Here is a 13,157-nt window from a genome sequence, read left to right as displayed (position 1 = left end):
AGGCGACAGCGAAGGCTGCCGCCTGCTTAGCGGGCGGCAGAATGCGGACGTGACGCGTAGAGAAAGAGCGCAACGGAGAGCGTTGCACAGAGCGCAATGGTGCCCACCATAGGCCAGGCACTGTTAAAGCTGAACAGGGAGAGCAGCGCACCGGCCAGTGCGCCTACGCCGAAACGTAGCGTGCCCGCCAGTGAAGACGCCGTACCGGCCATGTGCGGAAATTCATCCAGAATTACCGCCATGGCATTTGATGACACCATGGACACACAGCCGATAAACATGGCGATACCGAAGACCAGCGGCAAAAACCCCAGATCAAACGCGCTGACCACCAGCAACCAGATGCCCATCGCAAACTGCACCAGTAACCCAAAACGGAACAGGGTGACAGGGCCAAAACGGCGCACCGCGCGGCTGTTAATCAGGGTCATGATGAACAAAAACACGATATTCAGGCCAAAATAATAGCCAAAGCTTTGCGGCGAAATATGATTGAGCTCGATGTAAACAAACGGGCCCGCATTGAGAAAGGTAAACAGTCCCGCAAAGGAGAACCCGCTCGACAGCATATAGCTGAACGCCCGTTTATGGCGAAATAAAGCCACAAAATTCCCTAGCGTCGTGCGCAGATGAAAACGCTGGCGCTGCGCAGGCTTCAGCGTTTCCCGAATCTGGGTCGCGACCAGAACGGTGGTAATCAGCGCGGCTATCGAGAGTGTCCAGAAAATGGCGTGCCAGCTCCAGAGCAACAGCAGCCAGCCACCGATAATGGGGGCCAGCAGTGGCGCAATGGTGGTGATTAACATCACGAAGGACATCATGCGCGAAAACTCCTCTTTCGAGTAGCTGTCGCGCATCAGGGCATTAATCACGACACTGGCAGCCGCAGCGGACAGGCCGTGCAAAAAACGCATCGCGATAAGCTGTTCTATTGACTGAGAAAGCGCGCAGGCTGCCGCCGCACAGGCAAATATCAGGGTGCCCAGCGTTATCACCGGTTTGCGACCATAGCTGTCGGCCAGCGGACCGTAGATCAACTGCCCAATGGCGAACCCCAGAATATAAAGATTGAGCGTCATCTGTACGCTGCCTGCGGATACCGCAAACTGACGCGCAATTTGTGGCATGGCAGGCAGATACATATCTATCGACAATGGCATCAACATCGCTAACAGGCCGAGAATGATCACCAACCCCATTGGCGAATTTTTTTCCTTGCGCACCGGCTTTCTCGCTATTTCTGTTTCAGTTCGTCAGGCAAGCCAATGCTGGCTATCTCTTCTTCTGTTAACGGGCGGTATTCTCCCGGTTCCAGGTCCTCGTCCAGGACGATGGCGCCAATGCGCTCACGGTGTAACTCCACCACCCGATTCCCCACGGCGGCGAACATGCGTTTGACCTGATGATAGCGCCCTTCGCTGATCGTCAGCAGGACTTCCGTCGGTGTGATGATCTCAAGCTGTGCGGGTTTGGTCAGGCTCTTTTCGTTATGCAGTTGTACACCTGCGCTGAACTGCGCAGCGGTATCGTCGCTTACCGGCGCTTCAAGCGTCACACGGTAGGTTTTCTCACAATGGTGACGCGGTGAAGTGATACGGTGCGACCACTGTCCGTCGTCCGTCAGCAGCACTAATCCGGTCGTATCGATATCCAACCGGCCTGCGGCGTGCAGTTTGAATGCCATTGGTTCTTCGATGAAATAGACGATGGTAGGATGATCGGGATCGTCCGTGGAGCAGACATAGCCCTGCGGTTTATTCAGCATGAAATAGCGCGGCCCGGTCTGCATCTGAAGCACGTTGCCGTCATACTCGACCTCGTGATCGGGCTGGAGTTTGAACGCGGTATCGCGCACCACCTCACCATTAACGGTGACACGTTGACCACGGATTTCGCGTCCGGCGATAGCACGGCTGATTTCCAGTTGCTGAGAAATGAATTTGTCGAGTCGCATGAATGTGTTTTGCCTGTTACTGCGGAGGGAAACTAAAACGGCGTTATTAACCGTTGAAAAAGTCTGGGAAGTATAGCCTGAACGGCGTCTCTCTGACAGCGCGTTTATAGACGATTCGTGGCATAATTGCAGCAAGTTTTCCAAAAGTGAGCAGCATGTCTTTTACTTTACGTCCCTATCAACAGGAAGCGGTTGATGCCACCGTCGCCCACTTCCGGCGTCATCATGAACCTGCCGTGATAGTGCTGCCCACCGGGGCAGGAAAAAGCCTGGTGATCGCGGAACTGGCACGCCTGGCACGCGGCCGGGTGCTGGTGCTGGCGCATGTCAAAGAGCTGGTGGCGCAAAATCACAGCAAATATCAGGCTTACGGCCTGGAGGCTGATATCTTTGCGGCAGGCTTACAGCGCAAAGAGAGCCAGCGAAAAGTCGTGTTTGGCAGCGTGCAGTCCGTTGCGCGAAACCTCAGCCTGTTTGACAGCGCCTTTTCGCTGGTGATCGTGGATGAGTGTCACCGCATTGGTGACGACAAAGAGAGCCAGTATCAACAGATTTTTACGCATCTGCGTCAGCACAATCCCAACCTGCGTTTACTGGGCTTAACGGCCACACCGTTCCGTCTGGGCAAGGGCTGGATCTACCGTTTTCATTATCACGGAATGGTGCGTGGCGACGAAAAAGCCCTGTTCCGCGACTGCATCTATGAACTGCCCCTGCGCTATATGATTAAGCACCAGTTTCTGGTGCCCCCTGAACGGCTGGATATGCCGGTGGTGCAGTATGATTTCAGCCGCCTGACCGCGCAAGCGAATGGCCTGTTTAGCGAAGCCGATCTGAACCGGGAACTTAAACAGCAGCAGCGTATTACCCCACAGATCATTCGTCAGGTTGTGGAATTTGCCGACGATCGCCAGGGCGTGATGATTTTTGCTTCCACGGTCGAACACGCACGGGAAATTCTGAGCCTGCTGCCGGAAAACAGCGCGCTGGTCTCGGCGGAAACCCATGCCAAAGACCGCGACGCCCTGATCGCCGCCTTTAAAGCCCAGCAGCTTAAATTTCTGGTGAACGTCGCCGTGTTAACGACCGGCTTCGATGCGCCGCATGTGGACCTGATTGCCATCCTGCGTCCCACGGAATCGGTCAGCCTGTATCAACAGATTGTGGGGCGTGGTCTGCGCTTGTCTCCCGGCAAGAAGGACTGCCTGATTCTGGACTATGCCGGTAATCCCCACGATTTGTTTACGCCCGAAGTGGGGACGCCAAAAGGGAAAAGCGACAATCAGCCCGTGCAGGTGTTTTGCCCTGCCTGCGGTTTCGCCAACACCTTCTGGGGCAAAGCCACAAGCGATGGCATGGTGATTGAGCACTTCGGCCGGCGATGCCAGGGCGTTTTAGAGGACGACGAGGGCGAGCGTGAACAGTGCGACTACCGTTTCCGCTTTAAAAACTGCCCGGAGTGCAACGCAGAGAACGACATTGCTGCGCGTCGCTGCCGCGAATGCGACAAGATTCTGGTCGATCCTGACGATATGCTCAAAGCCGCCCTGAAACTGAAAGATGCCCGGGTTCTGCGCTGCGGTGGCATGACCCTGGAACAGGGCCGCGATGAAAAAGGCGAATGGCTCAACGCCACCTACTTTGATGAAGACGGCACCAGCGTCAGCGAGCGCTTTCGCCTGCAAACCCCTGCACAGCGCAAGGCCTTCGAACAGCTCTTTATGCGCCCGCACCAGCGCGCACCCGGCGTGCCGCTGGGCTGGCAAACCGCCGCCGATGTGCTGGCCTTACAGCCGCTGCTGCGTCATCCCGATTTTGTTGTGGCGCGCGCCAAAGGCCGCTTCTGGCAGATTCGCGAGAAGCTGTTTGACTATCAGGGCCGTTTCCGCCGGGCCAATGAACTCCGCTAGGTCGTATTAGGGTTTGCCCCGGTGGGGGATTACGGCTATAATGCCGCCCGCTTTTGCATGTGCATCAGCGGTGTTGAATAACCCTTCTGTTACTGGGTCGCCTGTAGCAGAAATTATAAAGAGACGTATTAATGTTCACTATCAATGCAGTAGAACGTAAAGAGCAGGGTAAGGGTGCGAGCCGCCGCCTGCGCGCAGCAAACCGTTTCCCGGCCATCATCTATGGTGGTTCAGAAGCGGCTGTTTCTATCGACCTTGACCACGACCAGGTAATGAACCTGCAAGCGAAGCCAGGCTTCTACGAAGAAGTTCTGACGCTGGTTGTTGATGGTAAAGAAACCAAAGTTAAAGTGCAGGCTGTTCAGCGTCACCCGTTCAAGCCAAAACTGCACCACATCGACTTCGTTCGCGCTTAATTGCCGGGTGAGTTGAAAGTAGAAGGGCCGGTTGCGAAACCGGCCCTTTTATTTTGTCTGCGGTCAGCCGGAACGCCGTGTCCGGCTCGCCATTACTTACTGCTGGTACGGCGCTGTAGCTGTTCGCGCAGGTTGGGCGGCGTGCCCTTGATAGTCAGGGTATCCGTCACCGGGTCCCAGAAAATGCGCTCGCCGAGCAGCATGGCATCAAAATTTAGCGTCAGCCCCCCGCCGCTCCCGGCAAATTTGGTTAACTGACGTAAGGTGCTGCGGTCGGCCGGGAAATGTTCTTCCAGTTCATAGCCCTGCTCCTGGGTAAAGGCTTCAAACGTTTTATCCCCCAGCGGTGGCAGTTCGCCAGACAGCGCCTTCAGCGCAATCTCTTCGCCTGCCTGAAGTTGCTCATTACAGTAGCTGTAAACCTGCTGGCGATAATTTTGCCGCTCATTTTTATCCAGATTCGACTCGTCACAGTAATCATCTACCGCCTGTAACAGGCCACGGTTTTGTGCTTTGGTATCCAGGCCGACTTCCGCGCCCAGGAAATCCATAAAGAAATCGGCCACTTTGCGCCCGACCCGGCCGCGCAGAAAAGTCAGGTAACGGGTGGATTCGGGATTGGTTTCCCATTCGGTGAGATCGATACGTGCCACGATATCCGCATGATTGATATCCAGATAGTGTGTGCTACTGATATCCATTTGTTCGTTGACGCGCATACTGGACTGGCTGTTCAATACCGCCACCAGTAAATACTCTACCGCCAGGTAACGATACTGAATAAACAGCACCACGCCGCCTTCTGCAAAGGGATACTTTGCCAGTTCATCACGCAGGCGTCCGGTCGCCGCCCGGCTAAAGGCGAGGAAATCATCATGTCCTTTGCGGCAGTTACGCAGCGCCTCGGCCAGTTCGCTTTCCGCATTAAACAGCCCGTAAGCTTTACTCTTCGCACTGTAAACACGGTGCAACTCTTCCGCCATTGCTTCGACCGTGCTGGTGGCCGGCAGTAACGAATCACGCAACACCAGCTCTAGCTGATTTTCATCACGTTTAATTAACTGATGCAAGGCAATCTGGTCGATATCCAGACTCATGGTAAACTCCTCCTGGTAGCACAGGCGCGTATTCAAACACCGCCAGCAGCAGCTTTCAACTCTCTACATAACGCAGACCGGATGCTTTCGATAAATTTGCGGAAAAAAGTGCGTTGTTCCGGTACTATATCGCCTTTTGAGACGAGATAAGTTTTCGCTATGCCACAATCATCCCGTTACAGCGACCAACGCGTTGAACAACTCCTCGCGGAAATGGCGCAGGTTTTGCAAAAAGACCAGGCTCCCACCGATCTCTCCCTGATGGTTCTGGGGAACATGGTAACCAACCTGATTAACAGCGATGTTGCGCCTGCGCAACGCCGCGCTCTGGCTCGTTCTTTTGCTGATGCGCTACAGGCGTCGGTAGACGACAGTACTCATTAATTTGCCGGTCTGACGTAAAACTATGGTAACCAACCGACAGCGCTACCGCGAAAAAGTCTCCCAGATGATTAGCTGGGGACACTGGTTTGCTCTGTTTAATATCTTTTTCGCGCTCATTTTGGGTAGCCGCTATTTGTTGGTTGCCGACTGGCCTGCCTCCCTGGCGGGACGTATCTATGCGTACAGCAGTTGGATTGGCCACTTCAGCTTTATTGTCTTTGCCGCCTATTTACTGATTATTTTTCCGCTGACGTTCGTCGTTATGTCGCAACGTCTGATGCGGGTCCTGTCGTCGGTGGTGGCCACGGCAGGACTGACACTGCTGATGGTCGACAGCGCGGTATTTAACCGTTTCCATCTTCACCTTAATCCGGTGGTATGGGAACTGGTGATCAATCCTGATCAAAGTGAGATGGCGCGCGACTGGCAGTTGATGTTTATCGGCGTGCCGCTGATTTTTCTGGTGGAGATTTTGTTTGCCACCTGGAGCTGGCAGAAGCTACGTAGCCTGAACCGCCGCTCTTTTGGCAAACCGCTGGCGGCCCTGTTTATCTGCGCCTTCTTTGCCAGCCACCTGATGTATATCTGGGCGGACGCCAACTTCTACCGCCCTATTACTATGCAACGCGCCAATCTGCCGCTCTCCTACCCGATGACCGCGCGACGTTTCCTGGAGCGCCACGGCTTACTGGATGCGCAGGAATATCAACGCCGCCTGGTACAGCAAGGCGATCCCGAAGCGGCGGCCGTGCAGTATCCGCTGAGCGATATCACCTTTGCGGATAAAGGTACGCGCGATAACCTGTTAGTGATCACGGTGGATGGCCTGAACAGCGCCAACACCGACACGGCGCTGCCCGCGCTAGGCGCGTTTGCCCGTCAGAACGTGCGTTTCACGCAGCACTTCAGCGCAGGCGATAACGCTGAAAGAGGGCTGTTTGGCCTGTTCTACGGTATTTCACCCAGCTATATGAACGGCGTGCTGGCGCAACGTACGCCTTCTGCCCTGCTGACGGCGCTGAGTACGCAGGGCTATCAGTTTGGTTTGTTCTCTTCTGACGGCTTCAACCAGCCGTTGTACCGTCAGGCGCTGTTGTCAGATTACTCGCTGCCTGCCAGCGGCGATCAGCCCAATGCCAGCACCGTATCGCAATGGCAAAACTGGCTGAGCACGCAAAAAGTTGACGGCACGCCATGGTTCTCCTGGCTGGCCCTGAACGGACCGGATATCAGCGGCAACAATGACAAAACCCGCCAGCGCAGCTATCTGCGCCAGGCACCGGCACTAAATGAACAGATTCAGGCGATCCTCACCACGCTACAGCAGCGTGATTTGCTGAAAAACACTGTGGTCGTGATTACTGCACAGCACGGTATTGCGCTGGAGGGCGATCCGGATAACGAGGGAAATCGCCAAAACCTGCAGGTGCCGCTGGTGATTCACTGGCCGGACACGCCCGCACAGACGGTGACGCGCCTTTCCGATCATCAGGACGTGATGGTGACGCTGATGCAGCGCTTGCTGCATGTGCGAACGAATCCGGTGAATTATGCGCAGGGTGAAGATCTGTTTGCGGCACAGCGCCGTCATGACTGGGTGACCAGTAGCGAAGACAATAAGCTGGTCATCACCACGCCGAAAGTCACGCTGGTGCTCAACAATAACGGTAGCTATCGCGCCTACGACGCAGACGGCAATACGTTGAAGGATCATAAACCCGAGCTGGCGCTGTTGTTGCAGGTGCTTACAGAAGAGAAGCGTTTTATCGCTAACTGATTAATAATAAGGCAGTTAGGCGTTGGAACGCTTGCATTCGTGCTGATAATCAGTAGACTAGCTCTCCAAAGTTCGGCACGTAGCGCAGCCTGGTAGCGCACTGTCATGGGGTGTCAGGGGTCGGAGGTTCAAATCCTCTCGTGCCGACCAAATTATCCCGAAAAAACCAACCTTTACGGTTGGTTTTTTTATGTCTGTCTCTGGGCCCGCCAACCTGGCCGGCCCGACCTGTATTCAACCCCGCAGATCAATCAGCACCCGGTTCCAGCTCAGCGGCGGCAACGTCACCTGCATCTGACGACGTTCAGCCTCAGTGAGCGTGCGTGACGTTGGCACCACGTTGTCGGGCTGAGCAAAAGTGTTTTTTGCGTCCAGCGCATAACCTGCCAGTATGCTGTGTTCGGCTATCGTCCCTTCACCAAAGCCATTGAGCATAAAGGCCACATCCGCTGCATCATGCTCGTGCATATTGAGCGCGAAGAAGGCAATTTGCTGTTTCTCTTCGTTGTACACCGCCGCGCTCTGTATCTGCCGGGTTTCGCCGTGCACCGTATTCAGGGTGGGAACATTGGCAAAATAGCGTAAGGCATGCCCTCGCCCGCAATGGCTCACCATCTGGAAAGGCCAGTAGATCGTCTGGCGAATGGCCTCGCCTCCCGGACGGGTAAAGATGGGGGCAATCACATTAACTAACTGGGCCAGAGAAGCCATTTTTACGCGGTCACAGTGATTGAGTAACGAGCACATCAGCCCGCCAAACGTCAGCGCGTCAAGGAAGGTGTAAGACTGTTCAAGTAACGGCGGTGCTTCCTGATAGCGATTAGCGGGATCGGTAAAGTAATCCTGCCAGGGCTCGCCTTCGATGGACCAGATATTCCATTCATCAAACGACAGCATCATTTTTTTATCGCTACGCAGTTTGGCTTTCACATAGTCGGCTGTGGCCGTGATGGTATGAATAAAATCATCCATTCGCTGGAAAGACGCCAGGAAGTCCTGCGGATTGCCGGTGCTGTTTTCAAAATAGTGGTGGCAGGAAAGGTAATCGATCTGATGATAAAGCCCTTCCAGAACGATGCGATCCCATTCCGGATAACTGGCCTGTAACGAGTTTGAACTGCCACAGGCGACCAGCCTGATATCCTGATCGACCCAGCGCATGATTTTTGCCGTTTCACGGGCTTTTTTCACGTAATCTTCTGCACTCAGTTGCCCGGTTTGCCAGTCACCGTCCATCTCGTTACCCAGGCACCAGAGTTTAAAATTGTACGGCGCTGCCCGACCATGCTGGATACGCAAGTCGCTCAGCGCGGTCCCCGATGCCACATTACAGTACTCAATAAAGTAACCGGCCTCCTGCGGCGTGCCGGTGCCAAGATTTACGGCAATCATGGGTGTCAGCCCATAGCTTTCACACCAGGTCGCGAACTCATCAATGCCAAACTGATTGCTCTCTTTGGTAAGCCATGCGTAATCCAGCCGCACCGGACGCTCAGCTTGCGGCCCAATACCGTCTCGCCAGTTGTAACCAGAGACAAAGTTGCCACCAGGATAGCGTACGGTGTTAATCCCCAGATCCTGCACCAGGGCCCCCACATCCTGACGAAAACCGTGCCGATCCGCCGTGACATGACCGGGTTCATAAATACCGCTGTAGACCGCACGTCCAAGATGTTCCACAAAAGAGCCGTACAGCGCGTCATTGACCTGGCCGATGTAGTTTTGTTTTTGAAAAAAGTACTTAATCATTTTCTCCCCTTCTGTCTTCTCTGTGGCGAACGCGCAGAGGCTCACTCAGCATGCGCCGATAACAGGTCGTCTTCGATGGTTTTCATTTTGGCCGTGGTCAGTATGTAGCGCGTGCGGACCAGCCACACAGAAAGCAGATAACCCACGACCGGAATCCAGACCATCAGCGTATAAATGCCCGCAATCGCGCTAGCTTTTTGAATGGCGACATTGGCCTGATAACCGGTAACCGACAGCACTGCCCCCACCATCGCGCCACTGACAGCCAGCGCAATTTTGAGTGAAAACAGGTTACCGGAGGCACAGATGCCGGACAGACGTTTACCCGTTTTCCAGTCGCCATAGTCATCCACATCGCCAATAAACGACCACAGAATGGGCGCGCCAATCTGATGAATCACTGACAGAACAAAGAACCAGACAAAGACCACCAGCACACTCTGCGCGGGCAGAAAAAAGAACCCGACAGACATCATCAGCGCGATAGCTTTGCATACCTGGTAAACGGTGACTTTGCACCAGCGGTTGGTGAAATACGGTGTGATATAGGAACCCAGAATCCCGGCGACAATCCCGGTGCTCAGAAATAGCGTGGCATAATAATCGTTTAGCCCCATCACGTATTTGGCAAAATAAATACACGCGGCCCCGCGCACAAACGACGGAATACAATCCAGGAACATGGCAAAGACACAGACGACCCACTGATCGTTTTTCATGATTTGCCGGATAATGTTAAAGATGGAATCCCCGGCGTTGCTTTTGGGGATCACGCGCTCCCGTGTCGTAGCCACGCAAAAGACAAACAGGAACAGGGAAATCACGGCAAAAATCGTAATGACCCAAAAGAAGCCCATTTGCCGGTTGCCATTACCGAAGAAAGCCACCATCGGTAACAATGTCAGAGTACAGAATAAGCTGGCAAAGCCAGCGCCCATAAAACGAAACTGCTGACAGGACACCCGCTCCTGCGCATTGGTGGTGATAACACCGCCTAGCGAGCAGTACGGAATATTCACACCGGAATACAGCAGTGACAAAATCAGATAGGTAATAAACGCATACAGGATCTTTGCATTGCCCTGCAAATCGGGCGTGTAAAACATCACCATACAACTCATCGCAAACGGTACGGCGAAGCCAATGATCCACGGACGAAAGCGCCCCCAGCGTGTGGTGGTTTTATCAATCCAGGCGCCATAAAAAGGATCAAAAATCGCATCTGCAAAACGGACAACAAGAAAGATGGTCGCCACCACGCCCGGAGCCAGACCAAATATATCCGTATAAAAAAATGACAGGAACAGGGTTATCGGGTTGAACAGCATATTACAGGCTGCATCACCGGCCCCAAATCCGGCCTTCTCAATAAAGCCTACACGACCCGAGCGGTCTGACTGAACAGCGTAATCGGCATGAATGGTTGACGTTATGTGCGTTTTCATTTTCCACCTTCCTGAAAAGAGGTGGCGATAAGCATATGTTTTAGAGGTATTTTTAACCTACGATAACGCTCTCATAAGCAAAATAATAACCATATATTCCATGTATTCAGCGTATATGGGCATATATTCAGACATCATCTCGCCTGGGATAAAACCGACAGCAGCCTGGTTAATACGCGTCAGTCACCATCAAAAATTTAATTTTCTGCAAGTATAAAACCTGACGCTAATCACCTTCCCTGTGCAAAGGAGAAAAACGCCGACGATATTATTCCTTCTCTGATTCGTCTCTTCCCTGTCTTTATCTGCAATGCGGTTTGCTGCGATGGAGACCTCCGCGCGTTACCCGCACTCACCTTCATGAGACAATGCGATGCATCGACAAAACATCGTGGTTAACGACCCGCGCTGAAACAGATAGCCGCGCACGTCAACAACAGCAGGGTCACCACCCCCGGGCTGACGGCCCGTGCCGCGCGGCTTACATTCAGGCACAAACAACATTTATTTAACCGCGGTCGCGCGAAGAGCAGGCGCACGCTACGCTTATCGCCATCAACAGGTTTGTGGTTGAATACCAGCAACATTTCCAGGCTTACGATTAACATGAATTATTTTAACGACATACAACACTTTATCGAGAATAAACCCGCCCTTTCTATTGCTGTTAACCTCCTGGTGTTGATTGTCGCGGGCCTGGTAGCCCATCTGATATGCAAATTTTTTGTGGTCAGAGTGGTGCGTAAAGTGTTCTTCAGCAGTCACAAGAATCAGGTGCCGCTGGATAAAGATGTCAGATTGTCTGAAAAACTATCCAATTTTATTCCGGTCATCACGGTCTACTTCCTGTTACAGTTTATGCCGGACCTGCCCGAGCACCTGTTAATCGCCATAAAAACCATTTGCGGCATTTTATTTATGGTTTATCTGTCGCTGTTTTTTAATGAAGTACTGGAGATTGTGAACATCTCCTATGTCAAAAAATCAAAACGTAAAAATCATTCAATCAAGGGCTATATTCAGGTCGGTAAGATTCTGGTCCACATTATCTCTGCGATAATGATCCTGGCCATTATGTCGAATAAGTCGCCAGCCATTATCATCTCCAGTCTGGGTGCCGTGGCAGCGGTTCTGATGCTGGTCTTTCAGCACACCTTGTTATCACTGGTGGCGAATATTCAGCTCTCATCGAATGACGTGCTACAGCTTGGCGACTGGATTGAGCTGCCCGCGAATAATATCAGTGGCGAGGTCATTGATATCGCGCTGCACACCATCACCATTCGTAACTGGGACAATACACTTTCGCGTGTGCCCACAAAAACCTTTCTGACCGAAACGTACACCAACTGGCAGGCAATGTTTTCCTCCGGGGCACGACGCATTATGCGGAGTTTCTACCTTGATCAAACGTCAATACGCTTTGTAGATCATGCCATGCTGGAGCCGATGGTTCAGGTCCGCGGCATCAGCGAACAACTGTCAAAGCTGATGGATGGTCGGGAACTGAGCGCGGTCGGTGACCGTTGGTTTGTTGAAAACGGCATGACTAACCTGATGGTCTTTCGTCACTATCTTACTGCCTGGCTGACACAGCGGGAGGATATCCACAAAGACATGTATATCGTGGTGAGATCGCTGAAACCGTCAGCCGAAGGGTTACCGATTGAGATCTACTGCTTTACCTCCTCCGTACTCTGGGTGGACTATGAAAATACGCAGTCGGCAATCTTTGAATATATCTATGCCATCGCTAACGTTTTTTCATTACGTATTTATCAGCGCCCGTCCGGCAGCGATCTCAGTTTTCTGTCGCAGGGGCCTGTCCGGCAAGCAACAGAAAGTGAACCCCAACCGTGAAAGCGGAAAACGCAGAACAGATAGCATGGCAGTGAGCGGATAGTGAGTCGGGCCACGCTGAGGCGGTTTCCCTCTGGCTTGCCAGAAAAAGGCCTGAAAGGGAGATTCAGGAAAAAAGTCATTGGGTTAACGTGACATGCAAAGTGTTTGTGGCTTCACAAAACGGGCAAATATGACAGCCATTCATGAAATTGAAACAATTTTGTAATAAAAATAACTTATTCTGTTTCTTCCTGAAATCGAGGATACAGATATGGTCATCAAAGCTAAGAACCTGAAGGATGCAGAAGACTTACTGCATTCAGGCATCAGTAAGGTGGAGCTGGCATACGACATCGGTTGTGACGATTTCTTCCGTCTGGCAAGTCAGTGGTGCGATCGCGGTGCGCGCATCAGTAAAGGCCAACACCACTTTGTCGTGTCCCTGAAAAACTTTGCCATCCCACCCAATGATTGATTATCTCAAGCGACCAACCCACCGTTGTTGGCTCTGGCACTGTCAGGCCTGAGTGGAAGCTGAAAACGCCAACCCAACATTGAAAAGCCGCTGATTTGAGCGGCTTTA

At 52.9% G+C, this 13,157-nt stretch carries 11 protein-coding genes and 1 tRNA gene; 7 read left to right on the top strand and 5 right to left on the bottom strand.

The window, feature by feature from the left end:
- Positions 1-26: 26 nt before the first annotated feature.
- Together RAC90_RS19015 and rsuA are read right to left on the bottom strand one after the other, a co-directional pair.
- Positions 27-1,223, bottom strand: a complete 1,197-nt coding sequence (locus RAC90_RS19015; RefSeq protein ID WP_006119971.1) for a Bcr/CflA family multidrug efflux MFS transporter — start codon at positions 1,221-1,223, stop codon at positions 27-29.
- An 11-nt stretch (positions 1,224-1,234) separates the two neighbouring features.
- Positions 1,235-1,954 carry a 16S rRNA pseudouridine(516) synthase RsuA gene (rsuA, locus tag RAC90_RS19010; RefSeq protein WP_033740587.1) on the bottom strand — a complete coding sequence of 240 codons (720 nt, stop codon included), beginning with the start codon at positions 1,952-1,954 and terminating at the stop codon, positions 1,235-1,237.
- Positions 1,955-2,109: 155 nt separating this feature from the next.
- Between rsuA and RAC90_RS19005 the strand changes: the two genes are divergently transcribed.
- Positions 2,110-3,864, top strand: coding sequence for a DEAD/DEAH box helicase (locus RAC90_RS19005; RefSeq protein WP_205950537.1), 1,755 nt, complete (start codon positions 2,110-2,112; stop codon positions 3,862-3,864).
- A 131-nt stretch (positions 3,865-3,995) separates the two neighbouring features.
- Positions 3,996-4,280, top strand: coding sequence for a 50S ribosomal protein L25 (gene rplY / locus RAC90_RS19000; protein ID WP_006119974.1), 285 nt, complete (start codon positions 3,996-3,998; stop codon positions 4,278-4,280).
- A 92-nt stretch (positions 4,281-4,372) separates the two neighbouring features.
- Here rplY and yejK read toward each other — a convergent pair whose 3' ends face one another.
- Positions 4,373-5,377: a nucleoid-associated protein YejK gene (gene yejK / locus RAC90_RS18995; RefSeq protein WP_033740589.1), complete on the bottom strand. Its 1,005-nt coding sequence runs from the start codon at positions 5,375-5,377 to the stop codon at positions 4,373-4,375.
- Positions 5,378-5,536: 159 nt separating this feature from the next.
- Here yejK and RAC90_RS18990 point away from each other — a divergent pair, with 159 nt between their 5' ends.
- The 3 genes from RAC90_RS18990 (at position 5,537) to RAC90_RS18980 (ending at position 7,688) form a co-directional block, all read left to right on the top strand.
- A complete protein-coding gene (locus RAC90_RS18990) occupies positions 5,537-5,761 on the top strand; it encodes a YejL family protein (protein WP_006119976.1) in 225 nt (74 codons plus the stop codon).
- Positions 5,762-5,783: 22 nt separating this feature from the next.
- The gene (gene yejM / locus RAC90_RS18985; protein WP_058708435.1) at positions 5,784-7,538 is read left to right on the top strand and encodes an LPS biosynthesis-modulating metalloenzyme YejM; all 1,755 of its coding nucleotides are present in this window, start codon (positions 5,784-5,786) and stop codon (positions 7,536-7,538) included.
- A gap of 73 nt (positions 7,539-7,611) precedes the next feature.
- Positions 7,612-7,688: transfer RNA gene (locus RAC90_RS18980), tRNA-Pro, on the top strand.
- Positions 7,689-7,772: 84 nt separating this feature from the next.
- Here the strand turns inward: RAC90_RS18980 and RAC90_RS18975 are convergent.
- Both RAC90_RS18975 and RAC90_RS18970 read right to left on the bottom strand, forming a co-directional pair.
- The gene (locus RAC90_RS18975) at positions 7,773-9,287 is read right to left on the bottom strand and encodes an alpha-N-arabinofuranosidase (protein WP_375124653.1); all 1,515 of its coding nucleotides are present in this window, start codon (positions 9,285-9,287) and stop codon (positions 7,773-7,775) included.
- Between the two features lie 41 nt (positions 9,288-9,328).
- Positions 9,329-10,732, bottom strand: a complete 1,404-nt coding sequence (locus RAC90_RS18970; protein WP_375124652.1) for a glycoside-pentoside-hexuronide (GPH):cation symporter — start codon at positions 10,730-10,732, stop codon at positions 9,329-9,331.
- Positions 10,733-11,338: 606 nt separating this feature from the next.
- Here RAC90_RS18970 and RAC90_RS18965 point away from each other — a divergent pair.
- Both RAC90_RS18965 and RAC90_RS18960 read left to right on the top strand, forming a co-directional pair.
- A complete protein-coding gene (locus RAC90_RS18965; protein ID WP_058702164.1) occupies positions 11,339-12,592 on the top strand; it encodes a mechanosensitive ion channel family protein in 1,254 nt (417 codons plus the stop codon).
- Positions 12,593-12,845: 253 nt separating this feature from the next.
- A complete protein-coding gene (locus tag RAC90_RS18960) occupies positions 12,846-13,049 on the top strand; it encodes a hypothetical protein (RefSeq protein ID WP_006119987.1) in 204 nt (67 codons plus the stop codon).
- The last annotated feature ends 108 nt before the right edge of the window (positions 13,050-13,157 follow it).

This window comes from Pantoea sp. CS_6 (assembly GCF_041954745.1).
Taxonomy (GTDB): Bacteria; Pseudomonadota; Gammaproteobacteria; order Enterobacterales; family Enterobacteriaceae; genus Pantoea; species Pantoea stewartii.
The sequence above is the reverse complement of the archived record's forward strand: the minus strand, read 5'-3'. Positions and strand labels throughout refer to the sequence as shown.

Bases quoted from the DNA above. Each gene is read 5' to 3' on its own strand.
- RAC90_RS18960 (WP_006119987.1), top strand. From the start codon at position 12,846: ATGGTCATCAAAGCTAAGAACCTGAAGGATGCAGAAGACTTACTGCAT.
- RAC90_RS19005 (WP_205950537.1), top strand. From the start codon at position 2,110: ATGTCTTTTACTTTACGTCCCTATCAACAGGAAGCGGTTGATGCCACC.
- yejM (WP_058708435.1), top strand. From the start codon at position 5,784: ATGGTAACCAACCGACAGCGCTACCGCGAAAAAGTCTCCCAGATGATT.
- RAC90_RS18975 (WP_375124653.1), bottom strand. From the start codon at position 9,287: ATGATTAAGTACTTTTTTCAAAAACAAAACTACATCGGCCAGGTCAAT.
- RAC90_RS18965 (WP_058702164.1), top strand. From the start codon at position 11,339: ATGAATTATTTTAACGACATACAACACTTTATCGAGAATAAACCCGCC.
- rsuA (WP_033740587.1), bottom strand. From the start codon at position 1,954: ATGCGACTCGACAAATTCATTTCTCAGCAACTGGAAATCAGCCGTGCT.
- rplY (WP_006119974.1), top strand. From the start codon at position 3,996: ATGTTCACTATCAATGCAGTAGAACGTAAAGAGCAGGGTAAGGGTGCG.
- RAC90_RS18990 (WP_006119976.1), top strand. From the start codon at position 5,537: ATGCCACAATCATCCCGTTACAGCGACCAACGCGTTGAACAACTCCTC.
- RAC90_RS18970 (WP_375124652.1), bottom strand. From the start codon at position 10,732: ATGAAAACGCACATAACGTCAACCATTCATGCCGATTACGCTGTTCAG.
- yejK (WP_033740589.1), bottom strand. From the start codon at position 5,377: ATGAGTCTGGATATCGACCAGATTGCCTTGCATCAGTTAATTAAACGT.